At 66.7% G+C, this 25,469-nt stretch carries 26 protein-coding genes; 12 read left to right on the forward strand and 14 right to left on the reverse strand.

Annotated elements, in window-relative coordinates; translation table 11 throughout:
* Positions 1–18 precede the first annotated feature (18 nt).
* On the reverse strand, positions 19–798 hold the full coding sequence (locus J3R73_RS04375) for a universal stress protein (protein ID WP_307422862.1): 780 nt from the start codon (positions 796–798) through the stop codon (positions 19–21).
* A gap of 267 nt (positions 799–1,065) precedes the next feature.
* Here J3R73_RS04375 and J3R73_RS04380 point away from each other — a divergent pair, with 267 nt between their 5' ends.
* A complete protein-coding gene (locus J3R73_RS04380) occupies positions 1,066–1,521 on the forward strand; it encodes a hypothetical protein (protein ID WP_307422865.1) in 456 nt (151 codons plus the stop codon).
* Positions 1,522–1,602: 81 nt separating this feature from the next.
* Here J3R73_RS04380 and J3R73_RS04385 read toward each other — a convergent pair whose 3' ends face one another.
* Positions 1,603–2,436 (reverse strand): putative universal stress family protein, encoded by an 834-nt coding sequence (locus J3R73_RS04385; RefSeq protein ID WP_307422867.1) that lies wholly within the window; start codon positions 2,434–2,436, stop codon positions 1,603–1,605.
* 176 nt (positions 2,437–2,612) lie between these two features.
* On the opposite strand from J3R73_RS04385, the gene J3R73_RS04390 reads away from it, so the two are divergent.
* The gene (locus J3R73_RS04390; protein ID WP_307422870.1) at positions 2,613–3,470 is read left to right on the forward strand and encodes a universal stress protein; all 858 of its coding nucleotides are present in this window, start codon (positions 2,613–2,615) and stop codon (positions 3,468–3,470) included.
* A gap of 36 nt (positions 3,471–3,506) precedes the next feature.
* On the opposite strand, the gene J3R73_RS04395 is transcribed toward J3R73_RS04390, so the two are convergent.
* Entirely contained in the window at positions 3,507–4,445 is a 939-nt protein-coding gene (locus J3R73_RS04395; protein ID WP_307422873.1) for an acetamidase/formamidase family protein, read from the reverse strand.
* Positions 4,446–4,564: 119 nt separating this feature from the next.
* On the opposite strand from J3R73_RS04395, the gene J3R73_RS04400 reads away from it, so the two are divergent.
* The 5 genes from J3R73_RS04400 to J3R73_RS04420 all read left to right on the forward strand — a co-directional run bounded on the left by J3R73_RS04400 (position 4,565) and on the right by J3R73_RS04420 (position 8,838).
* The gene (locus J3R73_RS04400; RefSeq protein ID WP_307422875.1) at positions 4,565–4,921 is read left to right on the forward strand and encodes a transposase; all 357 of its coding nucleotides are present in this window, start codon (positions 4,565–4,567) and stop codon (positions 4,919–4,921) included.
* A 263-nt stretch (positions 4,922–5,184) separates the two neighbouring features.
* A complete protein-coding gene (locus tag J3R73_RS04405; protein WP_307422877.1) occupies positions 5,185–6,207 on the forward strand; it encodes an ABC transporter substrate-binding protein in 1,023 nt (340 codons plus the stop codon).
* 1 nt (position 6,208) lies between these two features.
* Positions 6,209–7,033 (forward strand): ABC transporter ATP-binding protein, encoded by an 825-nt coding sequence (locus tag J3R73_RS04410; protein WP_307422880.1) that lies wholly within the window; start codon positions 6,209–6,211, stop codon positions 7,031–7,033.
* A 13-nt stretch (positions 7,034–7,046) separates the two neighbouring features.
* Complete coding sequence (locus tag J3R73_RS04415; RefSeq protein ID WP_307422883.1) at positions 7,047–7,883, forward strand: ABC transporter permease; 837 nt, start codon at positions 7,047–7,049, stop codon at positions 7,881–7,883.
* A 34-nt stretch (positions 7,884–7,917) separates the two neighbouring features.
* On the forward strand, positions 7,918–8,838 hold the full coding sequence (locus tag J3R73_RS04420; protein WP_307422888.1) for an acetamidase/formamidase family protein: 921 nt from the start codon (positions 7,918–7,920) through the stop codon (positions 8,836–8,838).
* A 54-nt stretch (positions 8,839–8,892) separates the two neighbouring features.
* On the opposite strand, the gene J3R73_RS04425 is transcribed toward J3R73_RS04420, so the two are convergent.
* A complete protein-coding gene (locus J3R73_RS04425) occupies positions 8,893–9,360 on the reverse strand; it encodes a hypothetical protein (protein WP_307422891.1) in 468 nt (155 codons plus the stop codon).
* 560 nt (positions 9,361–9,920) lie between these two features.
* On the opposite strand from J3R73_RS04425, the gene J3R73_RS04430 reads away from it, so the two are divergent.
* Both J3R73_RS04430 and J3R73_RS04435 read left to right on the forward strand, forming a co-directional pair.
* Positions 9,921–10,619, forward strand: a complete 699-nt coding sequence (locus tag J3R73_RS04430; RefSeq protein ID WP_307422893.1) for a class I SAM-dependent methyltransferase — start codon at positions 9,921–9,923, stop codon at positions 10,617–10,619.
* A gap of 183 nt (positions 10,620–10,802) precedes the next feature.
* Positions 10,803–11,735, forward strand: coding sequence for a LysR substrate-binding domain-containing protein (locus J3R73_RS04435; RefSeq protein WP_307422894.1), 933 nt, complete (start codon positions 10,803–10,805; stop codon positions 11,733–11,735).
* Here J3R73_RS04435 and J3R73_RS04440 read toward each other — a convergent pair.
* The 10 genes from J3R73_RS04440 to J3R73_RS04485 all read right to left on the reverse strand — a co-directional run bounded on the left by J3R73_RS04440 (position 11,726) and on the right by J3R73_RS04485 (position 22,699).
* Positions 11,726–13,195, reverse strand: a complete 1,470-nt coding sequence (locus tag J3R73_RS04440) for an amidase (RefSeq protein ID WP_307422897.1) — start codon at positions 13,193–13,195, stop codon at positions 11,726–11,728. The genes J3R73_RS04435 and J3R73_RS04440 overlap by 10 nt on opposite strands.
* 8 nt (positions 13,196–13,203) lie before the next feature.
* The gene (locus J3R73_RS04445) at positions 13,204–14,007 is read right to left on the reverse strand and encodes an FAD binding domain-containing protein (RefSeq protein WP_307422900.1); all 804 of its coding nucleotides are present in this window, start codon (positions 14,005–14,007) and stop codon (positions 13,204–13,206) included.
* A 10-nt stretch (positions 14,008–14,017) separates the two neighbouring features.
* A complete protein-coding gene (locus tag J3R73_RS04450) occupies positions 14,018–16,405 on the reverse strand; it encodes a xanthine dehydrogenase family protein molybdopterin-binding subunit (RefSeq protein WP_307422902.1) in 2,388 nt (795 codons plus the stop codon).
* Positions 16,406–16,408: 3 nt separating this feature from the next.
* On the reverse strand, positions 16,409–16,912 hold the full coding sequence (locus J3R73_RS04455) for a (2Fe-2S)-binding protein (RefSeq protein WP_307422905.1): 504 nt from the start codon (positions 16,910–16,912) through the stop codon (positions 16,409–16,411).
* Between the two features lie 20 nt (positions 16,913–16,932).
* The gene (locus tag J3R73_RS04460) at positions 16,933–18,054 is read right to left on the reverse strand and encodes an ABC transporter ATP-binding protein (protein ID WP_307422908.1); all 1,122 of its coding nucleotides are present in this window, start codon (positions 18,052–18,054) and stop codon (positions 16,933–16,935) included.
* An 11-nt stretch (positions 18,055–18,065) separates the two neighbouring features.
* Complete coding sequence (locus J3R73_RS04465; RefSeq protein ID WP_307422910.1) at positions 18,066–18,926, reverse strand: ABC transporter permease; 861 nt, start codon at positions 18,924–18,926, stop codon at positions 18,066–18,068.
* Between the two features lie 38 nt (positions 18,927–18,964).
* On the reverse strand, positions 18,965–19,828 hold the full coding sequence (locus tag J3R73_RS04470) for an ABC transporter permease (RefSeq protein ID WP_307422912.1): 864 nt from the start codon (positions 19,826–19,828) through the stop codon (positions 18,965–18,967).
* An 86-nt stretch (positions 19,829–19,914) separates the two neighbouring features.
* A complete protein-coding gene (locus J3R73_RS04475; RefSeq protein ID WP_307422916.1) occupies positions 19,915–21,261 on the reverse strand; it encodes an ABC transporter substrate-binding protein in 1,347 nt (448 codons plus the stop codon).
* 527 nt (positions 21,262–21,788) lie between these two features.
* The gene (locus J3R73_RS04480; RefSeq protein WP_307422919.1) at positions 21,789–21,998 is read right to left on the reverse strand and encodes a hypothetical protein; all 210 of its coding nucleotides are present in this window, start codon (positions 21,996–21,998) and stop codon (positions 21,789–21,791) included.
* 314 nt (positions 21,999–22,312) lie between these two features.
* Positions 22,313–22,699, reverse strand: coding sequence for a VOC family protein (locus tag J3R73_RS04485; protein ID WP_307422922.1), 387 nt, complete (start codon positions 22,697–22,699; stop codon positions 22,313–22,315).
* A gap of 163 nt (positions 22,700–22,862) precedes the next feature.
* On the opposite strand from J3R73_RS04485, the gene J3R73_RS04490 reads away from it, so the two are divergent.
* The 3 genes from J3R73_RS04490 to J3R73_RS04500 all read left to right on the forward strand — a co-directional run bounded on the left by J3R73_RS04490 (position 22,863) and on the right by J3R73_RS04500 (position 25,465).
* On the forward strand, positions 22,863–23,564 hold the full coding sequence (locus J3R73_RS04490; RefSeq protein ID WP_307422925.1) for a helix-turn-helix transcriptional regulator: 702 nt from the start codon (positions 22,863–22,865) through the stop codon (positions 23,562–23,564).
* A gap of 225 nt (positions 23,565–23,789) precedes the next feature.
* Positions 23,790–24,302 carry a peptide-methionine (S)-S-oxide reductase MsrA gene (gene msrA, locus J3R73_RS04495; RefSeq protein ID WP_307422928.1) on the forward strand — a complete coding sequence of 171 codons (513 nt, stop codon included), beginning with the start codon at positions 23,790–23,792 and terminating at the stop codon, positions 24,300–24,302.
* A gap of 146 nt (positions 24,303–24,448) precedes the next feature.
* Positions 24,449–25,465, forward strand: a complete 1,017-nt coding sequence (locus J3R73_RS04500; protein ID WP_307422932.1) for a L,D-transpeptidase family protein — start codon at positions 24,449–24,451, stop codon at positions 25,463–25,465.
* Positions 25,466–25,469 lie beyond the last annotated feature (4 nt).

The following is a 25,469-nucleotide window of genomic DNA, read 5'->3' on the forward strand; positions in this document are numbered from 1 at the left end:
GCGGGCCGGCTTCCCCGGTCAATGCGACATCAGCACCGGCAGAGACAGCCCTTCGATGAGCTCCTGGCTTGCGCCTCCGAGCAATCCCTCCAGCATGGGGGAATGCCCATAGGCGCCGGCCACGATGAGGTCCGCCTCCGCCGTGTCCAGCGATGCGTAGAGGGCCTCGATCGGCGATATCTGTCCGGTATCCTCCCAGCTCGAGGCGCGCGCCGGCACGCCGTGGCGGTGCAGGTGATCCACGACGATCCGCTGCTCCTCGGCGACGGAGCCCCTGCCGGACGAGAAGGTGAAGACCGTCACGACCTCCGCCTGCTGCAGCAGGGGCATCGCGTCATGCATGGCCCGTGTCGCCTCGCGGCTGGCGTTCCAGGCCAGCACGATGTTCTTGCCGACAGGCTCGGGCTTCCAGCCATAGGGCAGCAGCAGGACCGGGACACCGGCGCCGAGGAGAATGTCCTTCGGAACCGCATCGATGACGAGGCGGCGGCTTTCGAATTCCGGCCGGGGTGCGATGATGAGATCGACGCAATGCGCATAGCGATGCGGGCCATGCGCCCGGGCGCCGGTCTCGGTATGGAACTCGGCCGGAATCCTGCTTCGCTCGGCCGCCTCCCTGAAGAGATCCCCGATCGCGGCGGTCCTGTCCCGCCAGTCCTTGTCGAAGGCGTCCTCCGAACTCGCATCGATGCCGATCAGCCGGGCGCCATGCTGTTCGGCCATGGAGACGGCGAAGGCGAGGCGATTCTCGCCGTCCGGCGTGGGATCGAGGTAAACCAGGATGTCCTTGAAGGTCATTGTGAACTCCAGCCGATGCGTTGTCGTGAATGGCAGGATGGCAGAGGCGCGCAAGGGCAACTTGACGCAGGTCAATCGTGCGGCCGCGATTCCGGCGTGCGCTCCGTCCGCGGATGGGTTGCCGCGACCCGAAAGCTTGACCTGGCTCAACGCGCGGCTCCTCCCCCTTGCTAGACTGCAGGCAAGCTTCGGCATTGCAGCATCGCCGATGGTTCGGACGGCGGCAGGCGGGCGGAATGCGACCACCGGGTCTATGAGGAGCCATCGATGTCCCACGAAGTGCCGCCCTGCGCCGGCTTCTCGCTGTCGATGGACCGGCGGCCCGGCATCTGCTCGTCGATGGCGTGGTGCCTGTCCTGCCGCCTCGGGGTGAGCGCAAGGTGGCGGCGGGACAACGCGGGGACGGAGCAATATTGGAACGTCTTTTCTCCCAGCGAAATTGGTTTCCTGGAGAGTAAGGCCGATAAATTCGGCTGGTATGTTTTCACCGACGAAACGCGGGCGATGATCCAGGGCCTCTGCGCCAGGGGCCTCATGGCTGCCAATGGCGATTTCAAGGTCTCGCCCCGGACGGACGCGGCCGGCCATGGCGAGCATGGCGAAGGGAAGCCGCGCTACTACGAACTGGTCGGCAAGGGATGCCTTGCCTTTCGTGCCCTGCGGCGGGCGGATCGAGGCGTCGGCCCCGCTGCGGAACCGGAACTGGCCGAACTGTCGGCATAGCGGGACCGCGAGCGGCGGACGCCGGGAAGCCCGCCACGTCCGCGCCGCGATATTCTCCCGCGACATTCCGATGAGAGGTGTTCAACTGCTCAGCAGCACGCAGATCGGACTTTTCTTGAGCATGCGATAGGTGTCGCCGCCGAAGGTCCATTCGCGCAGGCGCGTATGGCCCTGGCCTCCCATGACGATCAGCCCCGCACCGACGCCCCTGGCGAGCGCCAGCAATTGCGGCGTCGGCCCGTCCCCGTCGTCGAGCAGGGCCCTGCCTTCCGCGCGCACGCCGTGCCGGGAGAGATAGGTCGCGACGTCGCTCGTCCTGAATCTGGCGGCTTCGAGATCCCCCGCCGGGGCGATCTCCACGACGTCCACCCGGCTCGATTTGCGCAGGATGGGGGTGGCGTCCTGCACGGCCCTGCGCGCCTCCCGGCTGTCCTTCCAGGCCACGATCGCCCTCGAGCCGAGGGGACCGATCCCCACGGCCGGCGGGACCACCAGCAGTGGCCTGCCGATCTCGAGCAGCATGTCGCTGGGATTGGCGAGACTGTAGGGGGCGACCTCGTTCCTGATCTGGCCGACGACGACGAGATCCGCCGCGCGGGCTTCGCGGGAGAGGAAGCGGGCCGGATGGTCCATGGAGCAGCGCCACTCGATCGGACGGCCGAATGCGCGGGCAGCCTGGCGGAAGAGGGCCTCCGAATAGCCCAGATCGGCTTCGGCCGCCTGCTGCGGCGGGGTCAGGACGGGGCCGGCGACCGGGCCGAAACGAGACGGGGCCATGACGGGAAACATCGGCACGCTCGCCGATGCCCCGATGACGCTCGCCTCGAACGCGGCTGCGATCTCGCAGGCCAGATTGACACGGGCGGCGGCATGGCTGCCATTATCGACGTAGACCATGATCGCGGCGTAACGCATCGTGAGCCTCCGGGGCGGCGACAGTCCAGAGTATCCAGCCTAGTCGCGCATGCCCGGCCGCATGTTGACATCGATCAAGGGACGAAAGCCATAGGCACGGGGGGCCGGTTGATCCAACGCAATGCGAGAGGCGGCGGCGCGTTCCAGGGTGCCTCACCTTGTAAGGAGATCGCCCCATGCCCCTTCGTTGCATACTCGTTCCCATCGGACCGGGAATCGATGCGCGCCATCGCCTGGATGCGGCGCTCCGCATCTGCCGCTACACCCATGCCCATATCGATGCGCTCTACATAGAGCCCGATCCGGAAAGCACCCTGCGCAACATGCCGGACGTCGTGCTGGCGAGCGGCATCACCGCCGAGAGCATCCAGCAGGATGCCCGCGAGGCGGCCGGCAAGGCACAGGCCCAGTTCGACGAATGGTGCGTCCGCAACGACGTCCCCAGCGGTTCCGACCATCGCCTCGACCGCACTTTCGCATCCTGGCGCCGGAAGGTCGGCGATCTCGAGGCGACCGTTGCGCTGTCGGGACGGGTCAGCGACCTCATCGTTATCGACAAGCCGGCCTTGGCCACGCCCTTCCACGCCGTCGCCTTCGATGCCGCGGTGTTCTCCTCCGGCCGTCCGGTTCTCGTGATCCCCCGCGAGGGCTATGTCGATCCTCTCGGACATGTCGCGATCGCATGGAACGGCAGCCTGGAAGGTGCCCGTGCCGTCGGCCAGTCGATCGCGCTCCTGCACGAGGCAGAACGTGTCTCGGTGATCACCGTGCCGTCCGAACGGTCCGGCGAGGCGGCCGGCGCGGATCTCTGCCAATATCTGCAATGGCATGGCATCGTCACCGGTCCGCCGATCACCGCGTCCGCGGGCTCCGGGTCGGCCGGCGAGGCCATCCTGGCGACATGCGGGCAATTGCACGCCACGATGCTCGTCATGGGGGCGTATACGCACAGCCGCATGCGCGAACTGTTCCTCGGGGGCGTCACCAAGCATGTCCTTGCCCATGGCACGCTGCCCGTCCTCATGGCGCATTAGCCAGCCCGGATCGGGCGCCGGCATCGTCACGACCCGTCACAGATACGCCTTCGGAAACAGCATGTGGATGCCCTTGTTGCCGTCCACCACTTGCGTGACCCTGAGATTGCCGGCGAGGGAGCACAGCATATAGGCCTGATTCCGGGTCAGCGTGGAACGTGCGCAGATGTGGTGGACCATCTCGCGCACGGCCTGCTCGGCGGCGTCGTCGAGATCCTCGTCGAGGCCGATCGACATCAAATGGGTCGACGTCTCGGCGAAGGGCCAGCGCAGCGACATGTCCTTGCGAACAGTCAGGCGGAACGAGCCGGTGACGCCGGTCTCCAGCGCCGTGATGCACACTTCGCCATCGCCCTGCACCGCATGCCCGTCGCCGGCATAGAACAGCCCGCCTTCGTTGTAGATCGGCAGATAGAGCGTGGTGCCCGGCCGCAGCTCCTTGTTGTCCATGTTGCCGCCGAAGCTGCGCGGAACGGGCGAGCCGACCCGGCCCCAGGCCGGCGGCGGCGCCACGGCGATGATGCCGAAGAACGGCGCCAGCGGCAGTTCCGTCCCCCAGGGCATCACGGCGAGATTGCGTTCGTGATCGATCCTGGCGTGGACGATCTCGTAATCGGTGAACTCCTCGATGAGCGTGCCGACGAGCGGCAGGATCGCGACGAAGCCCCAGTCCTGCCGGATCTTCACGTCGAGGATGTCGATCTGCAGCGTATCGCCCGGTTCGGCGCCGCGAATATGCACCGGACCGGTGATGAAATGCGGGCCGGGCCCCTGCGGCAGCGCCTGCAGCGCGGCGAGGTAATCGCTTCCGACCATCGACCGGTCCGCGGGCAGCGTCTCAGGGCCGCCGGCAGGGAAGGAATGGAGGATGACGGTGTCGCCGGAATCCACTTCCAGAATGGGAGGGCGGCTGGCGTCGAGATAGCCCCAGACCATGGCTTCCGGCGTCGCCGGTATGTGGTGGCTCTTGGCCATGTCGGTCGTGCTCCTGAAGCGGTGATCGGGTGGGACGGGAATGGCACGCATATTGCGTGCCATTCTTCGAGCGCGGGCGGCTCCCGGTGAACCCGGCGCCTGCGCGCGGGAGCTTCGCCATGCGACCTTCGATCTATTCCGATACAGAAATGCAGTCCTTCGTGCGGGACCTGCAGTCGGGGCGGCCGATCGACGAGATCTGCCGCGTCACCGGTCTTTCGCCGCGCACGCTCTATCGCTGGCAGCAGCGCTTCGGCGGCCTGAAACCCTTCGGCGTGCAGGCGCTGCGCCGGCTCCAGCAGGAAAACCGCCGCCTGCGGGCCGAGGTGGCTCGCAGAAGCGCCGCTGTCGCAGAGGACGGCGACCGCAGCCGCCAGCCCATCCTGCGCAGCGATGTCGGCATGGCATCCTCGCCCGACGGCATTGTCTCGCGCCCGACGGTCAACGGGCGCTACGCGTCGCTGCGGATCCGATGAGCCGGCACCTTCCCAAATTTTGAGCAGACGGCGCTGCGTATAATGGCATTGCTGACATAATCTCGATGACACCGGACAAGCGAAGTTTCAGTGCGCGGCGCCAGCGTCTTATATGAGAATATCGTGCCTATTACTCCGGCATTTTGCATCGGGGGTAAGCTGAGACTGCCCAGCAATGTTGCTTGAACCGCGTGGTCTTTGGGCGAATTCTCCGTCTCGACACAGCAACAAACCCGTCAACCGATGTCGAGAGGGAACAGGCGATGATCCGCGGCGGCTCAGTTCAAATCGATCGGCGCGCCCTGCTGAGGGGAACGGCCGGCCTGGCCCTGGCGGCGGCAGGCCTGCCTCTGGCCGGGCGCGGCGCCGTAGCAGCCGATCTCAAGACCGTCCGCTTCAGCGAGGCGGTGCACAATCTCGGCTATATCAATCTCTATGTCGGGATGCATGCCGGCATCTTCGAGAAGAACGGCCTCGACATGCAGGTGAGCGCCGCCGGCGGCGACACCCAGACCTTTGCGGCCGTGCTCGGCGGCTCGGCGGATTTCGCCATCGGGGACGCCACCATGGCCCAGATCTCGCGGGAGAACGGCGGCCCCGGCGTGGTGGTCGGTACCGTGGTGCAGCGCGCCCATTATTTCGGCGTCTCCAAGACGCTCGAGCCCTTCACCGATCCGGCCAAGTTCAAGGGCCTGAAGATCGCGACCTCGCCAGAGCCCAATACCAATTTCAGCGTCGCCAAGCGCCTGATCGAGAAGGCCGGCATGAAGCTCGGCGTCGACGCCACCATCGTGCCGGTCAATCCGGGCACCGAGATCGCCGCCATGCTGGCGGGGCAGGCGGACATCGCCATCGCCTACCAGCCGGGCGTCGCCTCGGCCGTGGCCCAGGGCGCCAAGATCGTCTTCGACTTCTCCACCTATATCGGCCCCTTCTGCAATACGGGGATCATGGTGCTGCCGTCGACGATCGAGAAGGATCCGGACATGGTGCAGGCCCTCGTGACCTCCTTCGAGGAGGCCTCGCGCAAGACCTATGCCGATCCGGCCTTCGCCAAGGAGGTCGCCCGCAAGGAATTCCCCGACTTGGCCGGCGATGTCGTCGACGCGGCGATCGAGGCGGAGCTGAAATATCTCATCCCCGCCCAGTCGGTGATCACCAAGCAGGATCAGTGGGCGAACCTGATGGACATGCAGGTCTATCTGGGCAACGCCAAGGGAACGGTGCCCTTCGACAAGATCATCGACAATTCCTTCGCGGAGAAGGCGATCAAGATGGCCGGCTGAGATGGCATCGGGACCAGGCAAGGGCGGCGGGGCGATGCCCGACGCCGCGATCCCCGTGGCGCCGCCGCTTGTCGTCGAGCACATCGCCAAGAGCTATGTGTCCGGCTCCAAAGTGACGCCGGTGATCGGGGACCTCAGCTTCACGCTCGGGCGCGGCGAGATCATCAGCGTCGTCGGCCCGTCGGGTTGCGGCAAGTCCACCCTGCTCAACGTCATCTGCGGGCTGATCCGGCCGGACGCCGGCTCGATCCGCTATCATGGCAGGGACCTCAAGGGGCAGCAGTCCAGCATGGGCTATATGCTGCAGAAGGATCTGCTGCTGCCCTGGCGCAGCGCGCTCGCCAACGTCATGCTCGGCACCGAGATCCGCGGCGTGCCGAGGCGGCGGGGTGAGGAGCGGGCCCGGGCCCTGCTCGACCAGCTGGGTCTCGACGGCTTCGCCGACAATTATCCGGCGACGCTGTCGGGCGGCATGCGCCAGCGCGTCGCCCTCGCCCGCACGCTGGTGAACGACCCGGACGTCCTCCTGCTCGACGAACCCTTCGCCGCGCTCGATTTCCAGACCAAGCTGCTCATCGAGGGCGACACCGTGAGGCTGGTGCGCGACGGCCAGAGATCGGTGCTGCTGATCACCCACGACATCGAGGAGGCCGTCTCGATCGCCGACCGCGTCCTCGTCCTGTCGCAGCGACCGACCCGCATCAAAGCGAGCTACCAGGTGAGCCTCGACTGCGCCAGGGACGACATGATCGCCGCGCGGCAAAGCCGGGGCTTCAGCGATTATGTGCGCCGCATCTGGACGGATCTCGATGTCGTCCACGCCTGAGGAGGGGGAACGGATGTCCGTGCTCGTCGACGATCGCTCGGCCGGGGCCCTGCCGCTCGGACATGCCGGCCGGACATGGCGCCGGCGCCTCGGCGCGGGGGCAATCGTCCTTCTCGTCCAGCTCGGCCTGCTGGCCGTCCTGCTGGCGTTCTGGGAATATCAGACGTCGAAGAGCAGCCAGTCGGCCTTCATGTTCGGCTCGCCCTCGGCGATCGGCCGGTTCCTCTGGCAGATGATCCTCGACGGCTCGCTGGCGCGCGACACCGCCGTCACCGGCGGGGAGACGCTGACGGGCTTTCTGATCGGCAACCTCGTCGGCACCGTGCTCGGCCTTTCGCTGTGGTATTCGGCTTTCGTGTCGAGGGTCGTGCATCCGTTCGTCGTCGCCGTCGGCTCCATTCCGATCATCGCCCTGGCGCCCATCATCATCATCTGGTTCGGCACCGGCTTCGCCTCGAAGGTGGCGATGTCGACGCTGTCGGTCGTGGTGGTGGCCCTCGTCACCTCCTACAAGGGCGCCATCGGGGTCGATCCGGACGAGATCAACCTGCTGAGGACGCTCGGCGCCGGCAAGTTCCAGATCTTCATGAAGCTCGTGATCCCGTCCTCCCTGACCGACATCTTCGCCGGCCTCAAGCTCACGGTGGGCTTCGCGCTGATCGGGGCCATCGTCGGGGAATTCATGTCCTCGTCGGTGGGCCTCGGCCACGCCATTTTCCAGGCGGGCTCGCTCTATGCGATCCCCAAGGTCTTCGCTTCGCTGGTCGGTACCATCGTCCTCGCCTTGGCGCTGACCTGGATCGTCGGTAAGGCCGAACGACTGCTGACGCCGTGGCGACGCGCCGCCTGAAGCCCCTCCCGTCCCGATCCTTTCCGGAGAACCCATGACACAGCGCATCAGCAAACAGGGCGCCATCAAATTCGCGCTTTCGGGCGACGAGCCCTTCGTCGCCCGCATCACGCCGGGCGACACCGTCACGGTGGAATGCGTCATCAATATCGGCGACGGCGTGATCAAGGAGGTCGGCCAGCAACTGACCTCGGCCGACGTCACCTTTCCCTTCGTCAACGGCGCGACCGGCCCGATCGAGATCCCCGGCGCCGAGCCGGGCGACATGCTGAAGGTGGAGATCCTCGACATGCAGCTCGACAAGCGGGGCTACACCTCGCTCTGGCCGGGCATCGGCATGTTTCCGGACTGGGTGCGCCGCAAGGAATTCGGCATCCGGACGCGCGTGGTCGACGTCACCGACGGCGTGGTGCACTGGAGCGACAAGCTCAAGCTCCCGGTCAAGCCGATGGCGGGCGTCATCGGGGTGGCGCCGGTCCATGGAGCGGTGCTGACGGTCGACAACGGCACGCATGGCGGCAATCTCGACGTCCAGGAAGTCACCACCGGCAGCACGATCATGCTGAAGGTCGAAAAGCCCGGTGCGCATTTCTTCATCGGGGATTGCCATGCTCTCCAGGGGGATGGCGAGGCATGCGGCATGGGGGCGATCGAGATCGGTGCCGACGTCACGCTGAGGATCAGCGTGGAGAAGGCACCGCCGCGCCTCAACCATCCCCGGATCGAGACGGCGACGCATATCTGCACGCTGGGCTGTGCGCGGCCGCTCGAGGATGCGATGCGCATCGCCTTCGAGGAGATGGTGTATTGGCTGAAGGACGAGTGGGGTGTCCCCGAGCATGAAGGCTATCTCCTGCTCGGTCAGATCGCCGAAGCCCGCTGCACCCAGGTCGTCAATCCCAAATACACCTATATCTGCAAGGTGCCGAAAGCGATCCTCTCCGCCTTGGGGTAGCCGGGTCACCGCACGGACGCCGCGGATGGCACGCCGGTGCCGTCCGCCGGCGCGTCAACGCAGCTGGTATCGCAGGTTCGGCGGCAGCGGCAGCCAGGAGCGCGCGAGCAGATTCGTCCATGTGCCGAAATGGTCCTGCGGAAGGCCGAGGGGAACCTTCGGCAACGCAGCGCGCCTCTCCAGCGCGTCGAGCAGCGCTCTTCTCAGCAGATAGGTGAAGTAGGCCCTGTCGAGCTCGGAAAATGTCTGGAAGACCTTGAGCATCTCGCCGGGTTCACGCTCCACCAGCAGCGGGCGTGCAAGACTGGCGATAATCTCCCGGAAATGCCGATTTGGCACAGGCTGCCCATGGTCGCGGGCCAGATCCAGGTGCAAGGCGTCAGCGACGTCCTGCAGCATATGGACCACTTCTTCCGGCAAAAGCCAAACGAGTTCGCGCGTGGAATCGAACCGTCGGTCATCTAGGCTTTCCGGCCATTTTTCTCCCAACAATGCCTCTCCTATCTGTTGATGAGCAACCATCGACTGAATCGCGCCATTCCCCTGCTGGAGGTGCCGCCTGCGGGTCATTCAGTGCGAAAGTAGTCTACATTCCGTTACCTCCCAGCCCCTCAGAGCGCGAAATGGGCTTATTTGTGCTCAGCATGGCACCTTCGGCAGCACGAAACAACAGTTGTTCCCCAAGCCGTATCGAAGTTCTACTTGTGAGAGACGTATCGGAAGCAGGGGGAAGGGGATGAAGGGGGTGCCGGCGAGGTGGTCGTCATGCGCTGTCTTCGCGCATGCCGCACGCGAAGCAGCTCGGCGCCCGCCATCCGATAAGCGCTTGGCATTACTGTGGGAATATCCCGGCGGCGCCCGGCGGCAGTACGCCACGGCGGGGGGCGGCCGGTCGGCCGAGCCGGGACGCGAGCGGGCCGATATTCGAGGCCGCCGAGGCTCCGGAGCCGCGGGGAGGGGCGGCCACCACGGCGGGAACCCGAGGCGCGGCACATCTGTTCAGGCGAGGAAATGTCGCGTATCGGCGGCATGGCGGAGCGAATCGCCGGCGATTCGCGGAAGGCTGGGGGGAGCGCTCGACCATGGATGCGGTGCAAAAGGGAAGAACGAGGCCTGCGGGACCGAGCCATGCGGGAACCTATTATCGCTGGGCCCGCTTCTACGATCTCATCTTCGATTGGCCCTTCCATCCGGGGCGGCTCGCGGCGGCAAGGGCGGTGGCCGAGGCCCTGCCGCCCGGCGGCAAGGTCCTCGTCGCGGGCGTCGGCACGGGCCTGGAACTGGCTCTGCTGCCCAGGATCGCCCGGGTGACGGGGATCGACCTCGCCCGGCCAATGCTCGACATCGCGCGGGAACGCGTGCGGCGAAAAAAACTCGACCATGTCGAGGCGCTGCAGGTCATGGATGCCGGCGTGCTGGAATTCGGCGATGCGAGCTTCGACGTGGTGCTTGCGCCCTATCTGCTGAGCGTCGCACCGTCGCCGCGCGCCGTGCTCGACGAGATGTGGCGGGTGACCCGTCCGGGCGGCGAGATGATCATCCTCAATCACTTTTCCGCAGAAGCCGGCCTGCGCGCGCGCGCCGAACGCCGCCTCCAGAATGCGGGCGCATGGCTGGGCTGGCGGCCTCATTTCCCGCATGCGGTGGTCGGCGACTGGCTCTCGGATCAGCGCGATGCCGGCGGCGTCCGGGAACGCGAGATCGCCCCGTTCCGGCTGTTCACGCTGCTTCGAGTGACGAAGGTTCCGCAGGGACGCCGGGCGGCCGATCATCCGGCCTGAACGCGAGCGCCCTGTCGGGCAGGCCGCGCATCGCCGCGCTACCGGTGGAGCCGCCGGTCCTTGCGGGCGGAAGATCCATGCCTGCCGCTTCCTGCCCGGAGCGGTGTCGAAGGCATTGCAGTCGAAGGCATGGAAATTGCTTGCGATTCATCCGCCCTTCCACCGTGAACGCGCAGCGAGCCAATGCACCTTGTAAGCCTCGATATCCGAACGCTCCGGTCGCTGATCTCCGTGGTGGAAACCGGGAGCATCACCGAAACGGCCCGCCGCCTCGGCCGCTCGCAACCCGCGATCACGCTGCAATTGCAGCGCCTGGAGGAACTGACCGGCAAGGTGCTTTTCCAGCATGAGGGACGGCGCCTCTCCCTGACGACGGACGGCGATATCGTGCTGACCTACGCCAAGTCGATCCTGCGCATGCATGACGAACTGCTCTCGCAGCTCGCCGCGCCCGAGATCGAGGGGCATGTGGTGCTCGGCACGCCCGACCTCTACGCCGCCTTCATGCTGCCTTCGATCCTGAACGTCTTCCGCAAATCCTTTCCGCGCATCCAGGTTGAGCTCAACTGCGCGCTGTCGACGCCCCTCGTCGGCCTGGTGAAGCGCGGCGAGGTCGACATCGCCCTGGTCACCCGCATGAACGATTTCACCGGCGGGCAGGTGGTGCGGCAGGAACAGCTCGTCTGGATGACGGGAGACCGCTCGGTCGCGCAGCGCGAGCGCCCCCTGCCGCTGGCCCTCCTGCCGCCCGGCAACATCTATCGCGACCATGCCATTGCCGGGCTGGAGGCGGCCCGGCTGCGCTGGCGCATCGCCTGCGTCAGCGAGAGCGTCAGCGGTCTGCAGGCTGCCGCCTTCTCGGGCATGGCGGTCACCGTGCTCGGGCGCAGCGCTCTGGTGGGCCGCATGCGGGAGATCGGCGCGCAGGAGGGGCTGCCAGCGCTGCCGAAGGTGGATCTGCTGCTCTACAAGTCGCCGGGCGCCACCTCGAAGGCAGCCTTGGCCCTGCACGACTACCTCGCCCACTATCTCAGCCTCGAAGGGGAGCTGCCCCAGAGCGGTGACCTGCCGTTCCAGCAGCAGCAGCAGGACAATCGGGCGAATTATTACGACTGAGGCGGCGAAGCCGGTGGCCACAGGCCGGCCCAGGGCCTGGCGGCCTCGAACGCCGCGGCGATCTGAAAGATGACGGCTTCGTCGAGCCAGGGCGCCACGATCTGGAGGCCGATGGGCAGGCCTTCGGCGTCGAAGCCGCAGGGCAGGGTCGCCGCAGGGAGGCCGGCGAGGTTGATCGGCCACGAAAAGGGAGACCATCCGAGGTGGCGGTCCACGGCGGTGCCGTCGATGCTGTCGACGCCGAGGGTGCCGGCCTCGAACGCCGTCACCGCCACGCTCGGCGTGACGAGGGCTTCCGCCTTCTGGAACAAGGCGAGGAAGGCGGAGCGGACCGCACCGCGACGGTAGGTCGCCTCGATATAGTCGGTGCCGCTGTAGCCGCGCCCCTGCAGGACGACGTCGCGGTAGTCGGCGTCGGAATCGGCGAGGTCTTCCGTCGGCCGGCCGGCCACCGCCGCCGCCTGCTCGGTGAAGGCGATCGGCTTCAGCGTGCGTTCCAGCATCTGCGGGTCGAGTTCGGGGGACAGCGGCTCCACCGTCGCGCCCAGCTGCGCGAGGACGCCGACGGCCGCTTCGAACGCGGCGCGGACGGCCGGGCTCACCGCGGCGTAGCCGAGGTCGGGCGTGGCGGCGATGCGCAGTCCGGCGAGGGGCCGCGATTCGCTCCTGAAGGTCGGCTTCGGCACGGGGAGGCTGGCGCCGTCACGGGGATCGTAGCCTGCGATCACGTTCAGGAGCAGCGCCGCGTCGGAGACCGTGCGCGTGATCGGGCCGGTATGGGCGAGCGAGGCCCAGGAGGGCGGCGAGAAGCCCGGCACGCGCGGCACCAGGCCGAAGGTGGGCTTGAGCCCGAACACGCCGCAGAAGGCGGAGGGCACGCGGATGGAGCCGACGCCGTCGGTGCCGATGGCGAGCGGACCGCCGCCGGCGGCGACCGCCGCCGCCGCGCCGCCGCTGGAGCCCCCGCTGGTACGCGAGAGGTTCCAGGGATTGCGGGTGGTCCCGGACACGGGGCTGTCCGCGGTGAGCTTGTAGCCCGATTCGCAGGTGGTGGTCTTGCAGGTGAGGACGGCGCCCGCGCTCCGCAGCGCCGCGACCACGGCGGCATCGGTCTTCGGCACGAAGCCGTCATTGAGCGGCGCGCCGCCATGCGCCGGGACGCCCGCCACGAAGACGAGGTCCTTGATCGTCACGGGAACGCCGCAGAGGGGACCCGTCGGCGTGCCGGCGGCCCAGGCGGCGCCGGCGGCGTCCGCCGCCTGCCGCGCCGCGTCGAACATGGGCGTGACCATGACGCGGCACTGCCCGTCGATATGCTGCAGGGCGGAGATCACCTCCTCCAGGACGTCGCGCGGCGTGAAGCGGCGGGCCTTGTAACCGGCGAGCAGTTCCTCGGCCGACAGGCGTGCGAGAGCATTCGGAGCCGTGCCGGCTCCGGCGAGAACCTGATGTGAGTCCATGATGTGCCTCAGAAGCCTTTCGCGGCGGCAGCGACCGCTCTCTTGGCCATCACCGTGACGAGGTGGGCCCGGTAGCCCGCCTCCGCGTGAATGTCCGAGTTGAGGTCGTCGGCATCGATGCCGATGGCGGCCACGGCGGACGGCGTGAAGTCGGCGGCGAGGGCCTCCTCCATCGCCGGGACGCGAAAGACGGCCGGGCCGGCACCCGTGACGGCGACGCGCACCCCCTCGGCCGTCTGCGCCACGAAGACCCCGACCAGCGCATAGCGGGAGGCGGGTGCCTTGAACTTCACATAGGCGGCGGCCCGGGGCACCGGAAAGCGGATGGCGGTGATGATCTCCTCGGCCCCCAGCGCCGTTTCGAAGAGGCCGAGGAAGAAGTCGTCGGCGGCGATCTCCCGCTCGCTCGTCACGATCGTGGCGCCCAGGCCGAGAACCGCGGCCGGATAGTCGGCGGCCGGATCGTTGTTGGCGAGCGAGCCGCCGATCGTGCCGCGGTTGCGCACGGCCGGGTCGCCGATGCCGGCGGCGAGATCCGCCAGCGCGGGGATGCGGCTGCGGACCAGAGGCGAAGCCGCCACCGCGGCGTGACGGGCCATCGCGCCGACGAGGAGCGAGCATCCTTCGTCCTCGATGCCGGTGAGGGCGGGTACCCCGGCGAGGTCGACCAGCGCGTCGGGAGCGGCGAGCCGCTGCTTGATCGTCGGCAGCAGGGTCATGCCGCCGGCGAGGAGACGGATCTCCGTGCCGGACCGCAGATGCGCCGTGGCCTCGCCGAGCGTGGAGGGTTGCAGATAGTCGAAGCTTCGCATCGTCCTGCTCCTACTCGGCCGCGTGAGCGAGCGAGGCGCTCTGGATCACGCGCCAGACGCGATTGGGGGTCGCCGGCATGTCGACATGGCTGACGCCCAGATGGGAAAGCGCGTTGACCACGGCATTCATCACGGCGGCGGGAGAGCCGATCGTGCCGACCTCGCCGCAGCCCTTCACGCCCATCGGCGTGTGGGTGCAGAGCGTCGAATGGGTCTTCACGGTCATCGACGGCATGTGGTCGGCGCGCGGCATGCAGTAATCCATCAGCGAGCCGGAGAGCAGCTGTCCGGAGACCTCGTCATAGACGGCGCTCTCGAACAGGGCCTGGCCGACGCCCTGCACGATGCCGCCATGCAGCTGGCCCTCGACGATCATCGGGTTGATCACGGTGCCGACGTCGTCGACCCCGGTATAGCGGGCCAGCGTCACCACGCCCGTCTCCGGGTCGATTTCGACTTCGGCGATATGGCAGCCGCCGGGATAGGTGAAGTTGACGGGGTCGTAATAGGCCTGCTCCTCCAGGCCGGGCTCCAGGACCTCGAGCGGGTAATTATGCGGCACATAGGCCGCCCCCGCGATCTCGACGAAGCTTTTCCTGCGGTCCGTGCCGGCGACGGAGAAGGAGCCGGCCTCGAACACGATGTCCTGCTCGCCGGCCTCGAGGAGATGAGCGGCGATCTTGCGGCCCTTGACGATCACCTTGTCGCTGGCCTTGGAGAGGGCGGCGCCGCCGACCACCAGGGAGCGCGAGCCGTAGGTGCCCATGCCGAACTGCACGCGGTCGGTGTCGCCGAAGACGATATCGACGCTTTCGAAGGGCACGCCGAGCTTCTCGGAGACGATCTGGGCGAAGGTCGTCTCGTGGCCCTGGCCGTGATTGTGGGTGCCGATCAGCACGGTGACGTTGCCGGTCGGGTGGACGCGCACCGTCGCGCTCTCATAGAGGCCGCCGCGGGCGCCGAGCCGGCCGGCGAAGCGCGAGGGCGCCAGGCCGCAGGCTTCGACATAGGTGGAGTAGCCCAGGCCGCGGAACTTGCCCTCGCGTGCCGATGCCGCCTTGCGCGCCGGGAAGCCCGCGACGTCGGCGACCACCAGCGCCTCGTCGAGGCATCCGGCCGGATCGCCGGAATCATACTGGACGAGGACCGGCGTCTGGTAGGGATAGGCTTCCTTCGGGATCATGTTGCGGCGGCGCAGCTCCACCGGATCGATGCCCATTTCGGAGGCGGCGAGGTCGACGATGCGCTCGACCACGAAGGTCGCCTCGGGGCGGCCGGCGCCGCGATAGGCATCCACCGGCACGGTGTTGGTGAACACAACCTTCACATTGCAATAGATCGCCGGCGTCGTGTAGACGCCGCCCAGCAGCGGGGCGTAGAGGTTGGTGGGAATGTTGGGCCCGAAGGTCGACAGGTACCCGCCCATATTGGCGAGCGTCATCACCTTGAGTGCCAGGAACTTGCCGTTCTCGTCGAGGGCGAGCTCGGCTTCGGTGACATGGTCGCGTCCATGCCTGTCGGAGAGAAACCCTTCCGAGCGCTCGGCCACCCATTTGACGGGACGGCCGGTCTTGCGGGCGGCCCAGGTGATGGCTGCCTCCTCGCCGTAGTGGAACTGCTTGACGCCGAAGCCGCCGCCGACATCGGGGGCGACCACGCGCACCTTCTGCTCGGGCACCTTCAGCACCAGGGCGCTCATCAGCCAGCGCACCACATGCGGGAACTGGCTGGTGGTGTGCAGCGTGTAGTGGTCCGTGCCGGGATTGTATTCGCCGATGGCGGCGCGCGGTTCCATCGGGTTGCCGATGAGCCGGTTGTTGACGAGGCTGAGGCGGGCGACATGGGCGGCGCGAGCGAAGGCGAGGTCGACGGCGGCCTTGTCGCCGAGTTCCCAGTCGCAGCACAGATTGCCCGGCACGTCGTCGTAGAGCTGCGGCGCGTCCGGCTGGACCGCGTCCAGCACGCCGACCGCAGCGGGCAGCACCTGGTAGTCGACCGCCAGGAGATCGGCCGCTACGCGGGCCTCCTCGACCGTTTCGGCGACGATGAGGGCGACCATGTCGCCGACGAAGCGCACCTTGCCCTGTGCCAGCAGCGGGAACGGCGGCTCCTTCATGGGGATGCCGTCGGCATTGGTGATGCCCCACCCGCAGGGCAGGGAGCCCAGTCCGTCGGCCGCGGCGTCCTCGCCCGTGAGGACGGCGAGCACGCCGGGCGAGGCGAGGGCGACCGCCTTGTCGATGCCGCCGAGGACGGCGTGTGCGTGCGGCGAGCGCAGGAACACGCCGGCGGCCATGCCCGGACGCTTGATGTCGGAGACATAATTGCCGCGCCCGGTGAGGAAGCGCAGGTCTTCCTTGCGGAGCGGGGAGGCGCCGATGCCGATGATGTCCGACATGGTCTATTCTCCTGTTGCCGGCGTGCCGGCGCCGGCCGCGTGCATGGCGGCAGCACCGGCGATCACCGCGGTGACGATGTTCTGGTAGCCCGTGCAGCGGCAGATATTGCCTTCGAGCCCGTGGCGGACCTGCGCTTCGGTCGGACTCGGATTGGCTTGGGCAAGTGCCACCGAGGTCATCACCATGCCCGGCGTGCAGAAGCCGCATTGCAGGCCATGGTGCTGGTGGAAGGCTTCCTGCATGGGGTGGAGTCGATTGCTTCCGGCTGGGGCCGCCAGTCCCTCGATGGTGAGGAGCGAGGCGCCCTGGAGGGCGGGAGCAAGAAGCGTGCAACTCTTGACGGGCGCGCCGTCGAGCAGCACCACGCAGGCACCGCACTGGCTGGTGTCGCAGCCGACATGGGTTCCCGTCAGCCCCAGCGTCTCGCGCAGGAGATCGGCGACCAGCGTCGCGGGAGGCACATCGACGGCGGCCGGCTTGCCGTTGAGCGTGAAGCGGATCTGCATGGATGGCTCCGGGGTTTGGGTCAGGCGAGAAGCCGCGCGCGGTCGAAGGCCCAGCTCGCCACGACGACGTCGCCGATGGAGAAGGGATCGCGGAAGTAGGTGCGTTCGGGCACATAGGCGACGAAATCGGCCTCGGGCACGGTGTCGAGCATGACCTTGACGAAGGAGCCCTGATACTCGATCGCCAGGACGCGCCCGGGCAGGCCCGGCCCCTGGGCGGGCGGGGATGCCGCTTCCGGCCGCCGCAATTCGATGTCGTCGCGGCGGACGGCGACGTCGATGCGGTCACCGACACCGACGTCGGAGCCGCCCGGGAGGGGGATCTCGATGCTTTTGCGGTCAGGTTGGGCAAAAAGCAGGCGGCTGCCGTCGACCTTCTCGACCTTACCCGACAAGACGTTCTGGCCGCCGAGAAACTCGGCGACGTAGCGGTCGCGCGGGCTGGCATAGACGTCGCGCGCCGCGCCGGCCTGCTTGATCCGGCCCCGCTCCATGACGACGACGACATCGGCGAGGGCGATGGCCTCGAGCTGCGTGTGCGTCACATGCACGAAGGTGATGCCGAGTTCGCGCTGCATGCGGCGCAGCTCCTGGCGCATCTGCACCCGCAACTGCTCGTCGAGCGCCGACAGCGGCTCGTCGAGGAGCAGCACGCGGGGGCCGGTGATCGCCGCGCGGGCGAGGGCCACGCGCTGCTGCTGGCCGCCGGACAGGTGGGCCGGCAGGCGGTCGGCGAATTCCGTCAGCCTGACCTTTTCCATCATCTCGTCCGCCGCCCGCAGCCGCTCGGCCTTGGACTGGCCGCGGACCCGCAGCGCGAAGGCGATGTTGTCGCGCACGTTGAGGTGAGGGAAGAGCGCGTAGGACTGGAACATCATCGCCGTGCGCCGCTCGACCGGCGCCATGCCGACGACGTTGCCCCCGCCGATCAGGATCTCGCCGGCCGTCGGGTCCTCGTGCCCGGCGATCATGCGCAGGATCGTCGTCTTGCCGCAGCCGGACGGTCCCAGGAAGCAGCAATAGGCGCCGTCGGGAATCTTGAGATTGACGCCATCCACGGCATTGGTGACGCCGTCATAGCTCTTGCACAGGCCTGCGAGTTCGATATCGCCGGAGCCCGACGCCTTCTGGGCAGACGCCATCGCCGCCTCCTTCAGTGTCTTGGGGCGCGGGGACCGCGCCGTTTCTGGATCAGCACGATGGTGCCGAGGCTGACGCCGATGATCAGGAAGGAGACGATCGTCGTCACGGTGCCGAGGGCGTAGAGCGAGGGCGAGGTGACGTTGAGCGTCATGCTCCAGATTTCGAGCGGCAGGGTGTTGAGCGATCCTGCCGTCTGCAGCGTGCGGGCGAACTCGTCATAGGAGAGCGTGAAGCCGAACAGCGCGACCGCGATCAGGCCGGGGGCGAGCACGGGGATGACGACGAGGCGGATCGTCTGCCAGGCGCTGGCGCCGAGATCGCGCGCCGCTTCCTCCCAGGCATGGTCGAAGCGCGACATCACCGCGAACATCACGAGGACGCCGAAGGGCAAGGTCCAGGAAAGCTGGGCGCCGAGGGCCGAGGTGTACCAGCTCGCATCGATGCCGAGCCATTGGAACAGCAGGCCGATGCCGATGCCGAGCACCAGCCCGGGCGCCACCAGGCTGCCGATCATCAGGTAGAAGACGATGGTGTCGCCGGCAAAGCGCCGGCGGAAGCCCAGGCCCGCCATGAAGGAGAAAACCACGGTGATAATGGTGACGATCACCGCCAGCCGGATCGAGCGGTCGAAGGCGCCGTTGACGTCGCCGGTCCTGACCTGGGTGAAGAGATCGACGAACCAGTGCAGCGACAATCCCCTCATCGGGAACACCAGGCCGCCCCTGACGTCCTGGAAGGACAGGATGTAGATGCAGAACATCGGGCCGTAGAGCGCGGCGACATAGAGCGCGAACAGGGTCGCGAGCGCATAGAAGGTCCAGGGGCGCCCGCGCCTTGCCGGCGTGGCGGCACGGGTCTTGGGTCTTGCCATCGGCGCCTCGATTGCAGGTTTGGCTTCTAGGGTCGCACTCATCGCGTGATCTCGCGGCGGATGTCGACGGTACGCAGGATGAGCGCGATCACCGCGACCAGGACGAGGGTGAGCAGCACGGCGCTGGCGGCGGCGGTCGGGTATTGCAAGACGCCGATATCTTCGTAGAAGGCGCCGACCACCGAGGCCGATCCGCCGCCCGACATCACCTTCACCACGAAGAAATCGCCCATCACGATGGAGATGACGAAGATCGAGCCGAGCGCGATGCCGCTCTTGGCCATGGGCACGATGATGAGCCGCATGATGTCGAAGCGGCTGGCGCCGGCGTCGAGGGCCGCCTCGACCACGCGCTTGTCGATGCGCGCCATCGAATTGAAGATCGGCACGATCATGAAGATGGTGAGCTGGTGCACATAGGCGATCACCACGGAGACGCTGGAATAGAGCAGAATCTCCAGCGGCTCGTGGATGAGCCCGGTCGCGAGCAGGGCCGAATTGATCAGACCTTCCTTGCCGAGCAGCGGGATCCACGAGATCATGCGGATGATGTTGGAGGTCCAGAACGGCACTGTGCACAGGAGGAACAGGCCGATCGCCAGCAACTGGTTCCTGACGTGGAACACCAGGAAATAGGCGACGAAGAAGCCGATGATCAGCGTGAAGAACCAGGTGAAGAAGGTGAATTTCACCGTGGCCAGATAGAGGTTGAACGTCAGGCCGGAGCTGAGCACGTCGACATAGTTCTGGAGCGTGAAGTTCGGCAGCAGGCCGCCGAACCCGTCGGTCTCGAAGAAGCTGGCTGCGGCGACCACCAGGAGCGGCGCCACGAAGAAGGGCAGGAGCACCAGCATCAGCGGCGAAACGTAGAGCCAGCCGGTAAGATTTCGGCGCAGCTTCATGCGCGGGCCTCGTCGTGTCGGGGAAAGCGGGGAGGCGGGCCTCCCCGCGGGATCGGATGGCGTTCGCCGATGGCGAGCGCGGCGCGTCAGGCGACCTTGAAGTCGTTCCAGCGCTTGTTCATGTAGGCCGCCTCGTCCATCAGCGTGTTCCAGCACGAGATGTTGGTGACGCGGTCGAGGAAGGAACCGCCGTCGCGCACGGTGCCGACCTTCTCCATCGGCACCCCATAGGGATCGGTGACGGGCTCGGGCGCCGGCTTGCCCTCGTACCAGAAGGCGTATTCGGCCGGGGTCATGAACTTCTTCGCCGTGGAGGGCACCGGGCTGTAATAGCCGTAGCGGCTGACGAAGGCGCCCTGCCAGCCCGACATATACCAGTTCATATATTCATAGGCGGCGTCGAGCTTCTTGCCGGTGAGGTGCTTCATCAGCCCCATGCCGTTGCACCAGCCGCGATAGCCTTCCTTGCCGTTCTTGATGTTGACCGGCGCATAGGTGCAGGGGATCTGCTTGACGCGGACGGCGGCCACGGCCGGAGACCACATCGATTGGATCACCACCTCGCCGGCGGCCATGAGCTGGACGGACTGGTCGAAGGTCGTCCACGTCGCGCGGAAATGTCCGGCCTTCTTCAGCTCGATCAGCTTGTTGCAGGTGAAGTCGATCTCCTGCTTGGTCATGTTGCCCTTGTTGCCGTAGGTGATCAGGCCGGCGCTCTCGAAGCACAGCGCCGCATCCATGATGCCGATGGCGGGCACGTCGAGGATCGCGGCCTTGCCCTTGAACTTGGGATCGATGAGCTCCTTCCATTCCGTCACCACATGGCCGACGAGGTCCGGGCGGTAGCCGATGGAGTCGGCATTGTAGACCTGCGGCACGTTGGTGAGCCAGTCGGTGACGCCGTCATGCAGCTGGGTCGAGTCCGCCTTCTCCAGGTACAGCGCCTCATAGGGCGAGATGCCCTGGCGCGGGATCTTGTGGCCGTCGATCTCGCCCTTGGTGAAGATCGGCAGGAAGTTGTCGAATTCCTTGATCCTCTTGGCTTCGATGCCCTGGATCACGCCGCGGCGGGCAGCGAGCTTGGCCTGCCAGCCCTCGAGATCGGCGATGTCGACGGAATTGGGCTGGGTGATGAAACGGTTGATCGCGGCGGAGGTATCGAGGTTCTGCATCGTCACCTTGAAGCCGAGATCCTTCGACGCCTGGTCTCCGATGGCCTTGACCACCGAATAGGAGACGCCGACATGGCGCAGCTCGATATCCTTGATCTCCTGCGCCCAGATCGTCGGGGCGCCGATCACCTCGGAACCGACGACTGCGCCGGCGAGCGCGGCGCCCGCCTTCAGCAGGGATCGCCGAGTCAAGGCTTTCTGTTCCGTGGAGTCTTTTTCACAAGCAAGCGCACTCGAAGAAGCCGTGCTGTCGTCAAGCATTGTTGTTCCCCTGTCGTCGTATAGGCGTGCGTATTATTTTGTTAACGGCGAAAAGTCCGTGCTCATTTCTGAAGAGAAGGCTACGAACGGCCGCATCAATTGTAAAATTAGAAGTGAAAATTCAGATCATAAGGATTATAAATGACGGCATGAGTTGCTTAATATTTCAGCTTGGGCTGCCGCTTTTTGGATCTGGCCGGGTTGCCGTGCGGCGGCAGGGTTCGTGGGCGAGGAGCCGCGGGACGGCGTTGCGGGCCGCATGCGGCGGCCGGCTTCGGAAGGATTTCGGGGATGGGCAACCGCGGTCCAGCGGAGGCAGGCCGGGCCCCGCGGGCGGCGTCCTGCCCGGCCGGGCGCAACCTCGCCCCTATCATAGCGGAAAGCCGGGGCGGGAAGGCGTTCGAGGGGGAAGACGCGGGCAATGGCGGTCGCGCATGGACGATGCGGAGCATGGCTGCCCGCCTGGCGCGTGGAATTACAGGTGCATGTAAAGGCGCCGAGGCGTCGACGTCAGCCGCCTACCTTGGTCATCCTTCCGCGGCGATGGCGTGCCTCTTGGCGGCAGGTTCGCCGGCCTCCTCCGGTCCGACGGGGAGCGCGCAGCGGACCGGCGCGATATGCGGATAAGTTTCCCGTTCGCGGATGTCGGCGCCCTGCCGCTCCGCCGGTGCGTCTCTCCGGACGAGCGCGTCCCTGACATCATCGCTCAACGAGATGGTGAGCTTGTTGCGTGGCATGACAGATGCCTTCCCTTTGCAACCGCCTCGCAGGGGTCTTCCGACGATCGATCCGTCGGTGTCGGGCGAGAAGATTCACCTTCTCCAAGCCAGGGCCACTATAATTTTTTCGAGCGCGTTGAAAATGAAAATTTTACCATAATCACGGATCGGTGATTTCCTCGCCTCCTGCTGTTTCCAACGATCACCGGTTAGGGGCGATGTCAACGTTCCCGGCATTGCGGAGCCTGTCATTGCCGCGTGCCGCCGTTGTCTGGCCGTGCCTCGGGGTGCCTGCAGGCGAGCGGCGCCGCGGCCGCCGCCGCCCGCATCGCTCACCTTTCCTGGGGCGGGCGCACAGGCGTGAAGAAATTGATCAGGTTGCCGTCAGGATCGCGAAACAGCAACGACCGGTTCCCCCATGGCTGGGTCGTCGGTCTCTGGACGACATCGCCAACCACGTTCTCCAGTCTTTCATATTCCCTGTCGACGTCGTCGACGCGGAACTCGATGATCGCCGTATGATTGTCGGCAGCGCGGGCAGCCCCCGCCCCGAACAGCGCCATGGTCCGCGTGCTGCCGATCGCCAGCGTGCAGGAGGGGGTCGCCAATTCGGCGAAGTCGTCGGTATACCACTTCGCCGGCAGGCCGCTGATTTCTTCATAGAAGCCGACCAGGCGCTTGATGTCGTCGGTGATGAGACGTGTCGAGACGAAATCCATGCATTTTCCTTCCGTTGGGCGGATCCGATGGGATGCGGTGCGATACGGGGCGGGTCGCGCGCGGCGCGAACGATCCGGATGGTCCGCCAGCCCATCCGGATAAGACGCTGTCGGGCTTGTAGCCGAGCCCTGCTGCCAGCATGGTGTCAGCAAGGAGATCGCCATGCGCCGGGCCGACCGACTGTTTCAGATCATCCAGATCCTGCGGCGCTCGGGCCGGCCGGTCACCGCCGGCCTGCTGGCCGGGGAGTTGGAAGTGTCGAAGCGGTCGGTCTACCGCGATATCGCCGACTTGATGGCGCAGAGAGTGCCGATCCGCGGCGAGGCGGGGCTGGGTTACGTCCTCGACCGCGATTTCGACATGCCGCCGCTGATGCTTACGCCGGACGAGATCGAAGCAGCCGTGCTCGGTGCGCAATGGGTCGCCGAGCGGGGAGATGCGGTGCTGGCCGCCGCGGCGCGCGATCTGATCGCCAAGATCGCCACCGCCGTCCCGGAACGTCTGCGGCCCTTCATCGCCGAGCCCACCGTCGGCGCGCCGTCCGGCACGATGGCAGCGCCCGACGGGCTGGATATCGCCCGCACCCGCGCATGGATCCGCAGCGGGCGCAAGATACGGATCCGCTATCGAGACCAACACAGCGAGGACAGCGAGCGGACCATCTGGCCGGTGATCATCGGCTATGCCGAGACGGTACGCCTGCTGGCGGCCTGGTGCGAGCTTCGCCGGGATTTCCGGCATTTCAGGACCGACCGCATCCTCGCCGCCGAGTTTCTCGACGAATGCCACGGCTCCCGCCCCGGCGACCTCAGGACCCGCTGGAAACGCCGCATGGAGGCCGAACGCGGACTGCGCCTTTCATGACGGTCCGGTTGCGGGCGAGACGACACGAGCCGTGTGTCGGCGTGGTCGGAGGGGCGCGGCGCGTTTCGGCTATCCGCTTCCAGCGCCCGCCCGCGCCGCGCCTTTCCGCCCGCCGGCTCCGACCGGTCCTTCAGGACGAACCGTCTCGTATGCACGATGGGACGGCCGCGGATATTGCTATTCCGGCGCATCGTGACCACCTTTGGTGAAAATGGAGGCTATGCGATGAGCAAAGAACGTGCCGTACTCGCCGGGGGATGTTTCTGGGGCATGCAGGATCTGATCCGCCGCTATGACGGCGTGATAACCACCCGCGTGGGCTATTCGGGCGGAGACGTGCCGAACGCGACCTATCGCAATCATGGCACGCATGCCGAGGCCATCGAGATCATCTTCGATCCCGCCAAGCTCAGTTACCGGCAACTCCTGGAGTTCTTCTTCCAGATCCACGATCCGACCACGCGCAACCGCCAGGGCAACGACATCGGCACCAGCTATCGCTCGGCGATCTTCTACACGAGCGAAGAGCAGAAGCGGGTCGTCGAAGACACCATCGCCGATGTCGAGGCCTCGGGATTGTGGCCGGGCAAAGTGGTGACCGAGGTCGCGCCGGCCGGAGACTTCTGGGAAGCCGAGCCCGAGCATCAGGATTATCTCGAACATTATCCCAACGGCTATACCTGCCATTTCGTTCGCCCGGGCTGGAAGCTGCCGGTTCGCGAGAAGGCTTCCGCGTAAGACGGCCTCGATGACGGCGGCCGATCGCCGGCGCGATACCTTCGCACCGGCGATCGTCACGCGTGGCGGCTCGCGCCGCGGGCCTCATTGAAGGAACTCTTGGGCCGGTCTCCGAGTTCGCTATCGGGACAGGTCGGGAGACATTCATGCGCTTTCATGCGGTCGCGATCGTCACGCTGGCGATCCTGTGTCCCGGTGCGGCGAGCGCCGCGAAACTCGACGCCGACGCCATCAACGCCGCCATTTTCACGTCGGCGGCCGTCAAGCCGTTCGACCCGTCGCTGGTCAAGGCCGAGATCCTTCTCGATCGTGCCGGCTATTCGCCGGGTGAGATCGACGGGCATCCCGGCGACAATTTCACCAAGGCGCTGGCGGCCTATCAGGGCGATCACGGCCTGCCGGGCAGCGGGGTTCTCGACCCGGCGACCTGGGACGGGCTCGCCGCTTCGTCCGGCCCACCGGTCATCGTCGACTACGAGATCTCGCGATCGGATGTGAAGGGGCCCTTCACCAGGCACATGCCGGCGAAGATGGAGGCGATGGCCCGTCTGCGCCGCCTCGGCTATCGCAATCCGGTCGAGGCCCTCGCGGAGAGGTTTCATATGAGCCCGGACCTGCTGCGGGCGCTGAACCCGCATGAGCGCTTCAGGCGGGCAGGCCATCCTATCGCCGTCGCCGCCGTGCCGCCGCCGCCGGCATTCAAGGCGCCGATGCCCGGGCAGAACCGGGTGACGCGCATCGAGGTCGACAAGGACAGGCTGACGGTGCGGGCCTTTGACGCCGCCGGCAAGCTCGTCGGCTTCTTCCCCGCTTCGATCGGCAGCGAGGACAAGCCGGCGCCGTCGGGGACGCTGCAGGTCGAAGACGTCAATTTCAGGCCGAACTACACCTATAATCCCAAATACAAGTTCAAGGGCGTCAAGGCGCGGCGGCCGTTCACCATCGCGCCCGGGCCGAACAACCCGGTCGGCATCGTGTGGATCGCCCTGAACGGCGAGGGCTACGGCATCCATGGCGCGCCCGAGCCCGGCAAGATCTCGAAGCGCTATTCCCATGGCTGCGTGCGGCTGACCAATTGGGATGCGCTGACCCTGGCCTCCATGGTTGCCAAGGGCGTCACCGTCGATTTCATCGGCACAGGGCCCACCGCGGCGACGCCGTGAGCGG

The organism is Labrys monachus, from assembly GCF_030814655.1.
Taxonomy (GTDB): Bacteria; Pseudomonadota; Alphaproteobacteria; order Rhizobiales; family Labraceae; genus Labrys; species Labrys monacha.

Bases quoted from the DNA above. Each gene is read 5' to 3' on its own strand.
- J3R73_RS04375 (WP_307422862.1), bottom strand. From the start codon at position 798: ATGACCTTCAAGGACATCCTGGTTTACCTCGATCCCACGCCGGACGGC.
- J3R73_RS04380 (WP_307422865.1), top strand. From the start codon at position 1,066: ATGTCCCACGAAGTGCCGCCCTGCGCCGGCTTCTCGCTGTCGATGGAC.
- J3R73_RS04385 (WP_307422867.1), bottom strand. From the start codon at position 2,436: ATGCGTTACGCCGCGATCATGGTCTACGTCGATAATGGCAGCCATGCC.
- J3R73_RS04390 (WP_307422870.1), top strand. From the start codon at position 2,613: ATGCCCCTTCGTTGCATACTCGTTCCCATCGGACCGGGAATCGATGCG.
- J3R73_RS04395 (WP_307422873.1), bottom strand. From the start codon at position 4,445: ATGGCCAAGAGCCACCACATACCGGCGACGCCGGAAGCCATGGTCTGG.
- J3R73_RS04400 (WP_307422875.1), top strand. From the start codon at position 4,565: ATGCGACCTTCGATCTATTCCGATACAGAAATGCAGTCCTTCGTGCGG.
- J3R73_RS04405 (WP_307422877.1), top strand. From the start codon at position 5,185: ATGATCCGCGGCGGCTCAGTTCAAATCGATCGGCGCGCCCTGCTGAGG.
- J3R73_RS04410 (WP_307422880.1), top strand. From the start codon at position 6,209: ATGGCATCGGGACCAGGCAAGGGCGGCGGGGCGATGCCCGACGCCGCG.
- J3R73_RS04415 (WP_307422883.1), top strand. From the start codon at position 7,047: ATGTCCGTGCTCGTCGACGATCGCTCGGCCGGGGCCCTGCCGCTCGGA.
- J3R73_RS04420 (WP_307422888.1), top strand. From the start codon at position 7,918: ATGACACAGCGCATCAGCAAACAGGGCGCCATCAAATTCGCGCTTTCG.
- J3R73_RS04425 (WP_307422891.1), bottom strand. From the start codon at position 9,360: ATGGTTGCTCATCAACAGATAGGAGAGGCATTGTTGGGAGAAAAATGG.
- J3R73_RS04430 (WP_307422893.1), top strand. From the start codon at position 9,921: ATGGATGCGGTGCAAAAGGGAAGAACGAGGCCTGCGGGACCGAGCCAT.
- J3R73_RS04435 (WP_307422894.1), top strand. From the start codon at position 10,803: ATGCACCTTGTAAGCCTCGATATCCGAACGCTCCGGTCGCTGATCTCC.
- J3R73_RS04440 (WP_307422897.1), bottom strand. From the start codon at position 13,195: ATGGACTCACATCAGGTTCTCGCCGGAGCCGGCACGGCTCCGAATGCT.
- J3R73_RS04445 (WP_307422900.1), bottom strand. From the start codon at position 14,007: ATGCGAAGCTTCGACTATCTGCAACCCTCCACGCTCGGCGAGGCCACG.
- J3R73_RS04450 (WP_307422902.1), bottom strand. From the start codon at position 16,405: ATGTCGGACATCATCGGCATCGGCGCCTCCCCGCTCCGCAAGGAAGAC.
- J3R73_RS04455 (WP_307422905.1), bottom strand. From the start codon at position 16,912: ATGCAGATCCGCTTCACGCTCAACGGCAAGCCGGCCGCCGTCGATGTG.
- J3R73_RS04460 (WP_307422908.1), bottom strand. From the start codon at position 18,054: ATGGCGTCTGCCCAGAAGGCGTCGGGCTCCGGCGATATCGAACTCGCA.
- J3R73_RS04465 (WP_307422910.1), bottom strand. From the start codon at position 18,926: ATGGCAAGACCCAAGACCCGTGCCGCCACGCCGGCAAGGCGCGGGCGC.
- J3R73_RS04470 (WP_307422912.1), bottom strand. From the start codon at position 19,828: ATGAAGCTGCGCCGAAATCTTACCGGCTGGCTCTACGTTTCGCCGCTG.
- J3R73_RS04475 (WP_307422916.1), bottom strand. From the start codon at position 21,261: ATGCTTGACGACAGCACGGCTTCTTCGAGTGCGCTTGCTTGTGAAAAA.
- J3R73_RS04480 (WP_307422919.1), bottom strand. From the start codon at position 21,998: ATGCCACGCAACAAGCTCACCATCTCGTTGAGCGATGATGTCAGGGAC.
- J3R73_RS04485 (WP_307422922.1), bottom strand. From the start codon at position 22,699: ATGGATTTCGTCTCGACACGTCTCATCACCGACGACATCAAGCGCCTG.
- J3R73_RS04490 (WP_307422925.1), top strand. From the start codon at position 22,863: ATGCGCCGGGCCGACCGACTGTTTCAGATCATCCAGATCCTGCGGCGC.
- msrA (WP_307422928.1), top strand. From the start codon at position 23,790: ATGAGCAAAGAACGTGCCGTACTCGCCGGGGGATGTTTCTGGGGCATG.
- J3R73_RS04500 (WP_307422932.1), top strand. From the start codon at position 24,449: ATGCGCTTTCATGCGGTCGCGATCGTCACGCTGGCGATCCTGTGTCCC.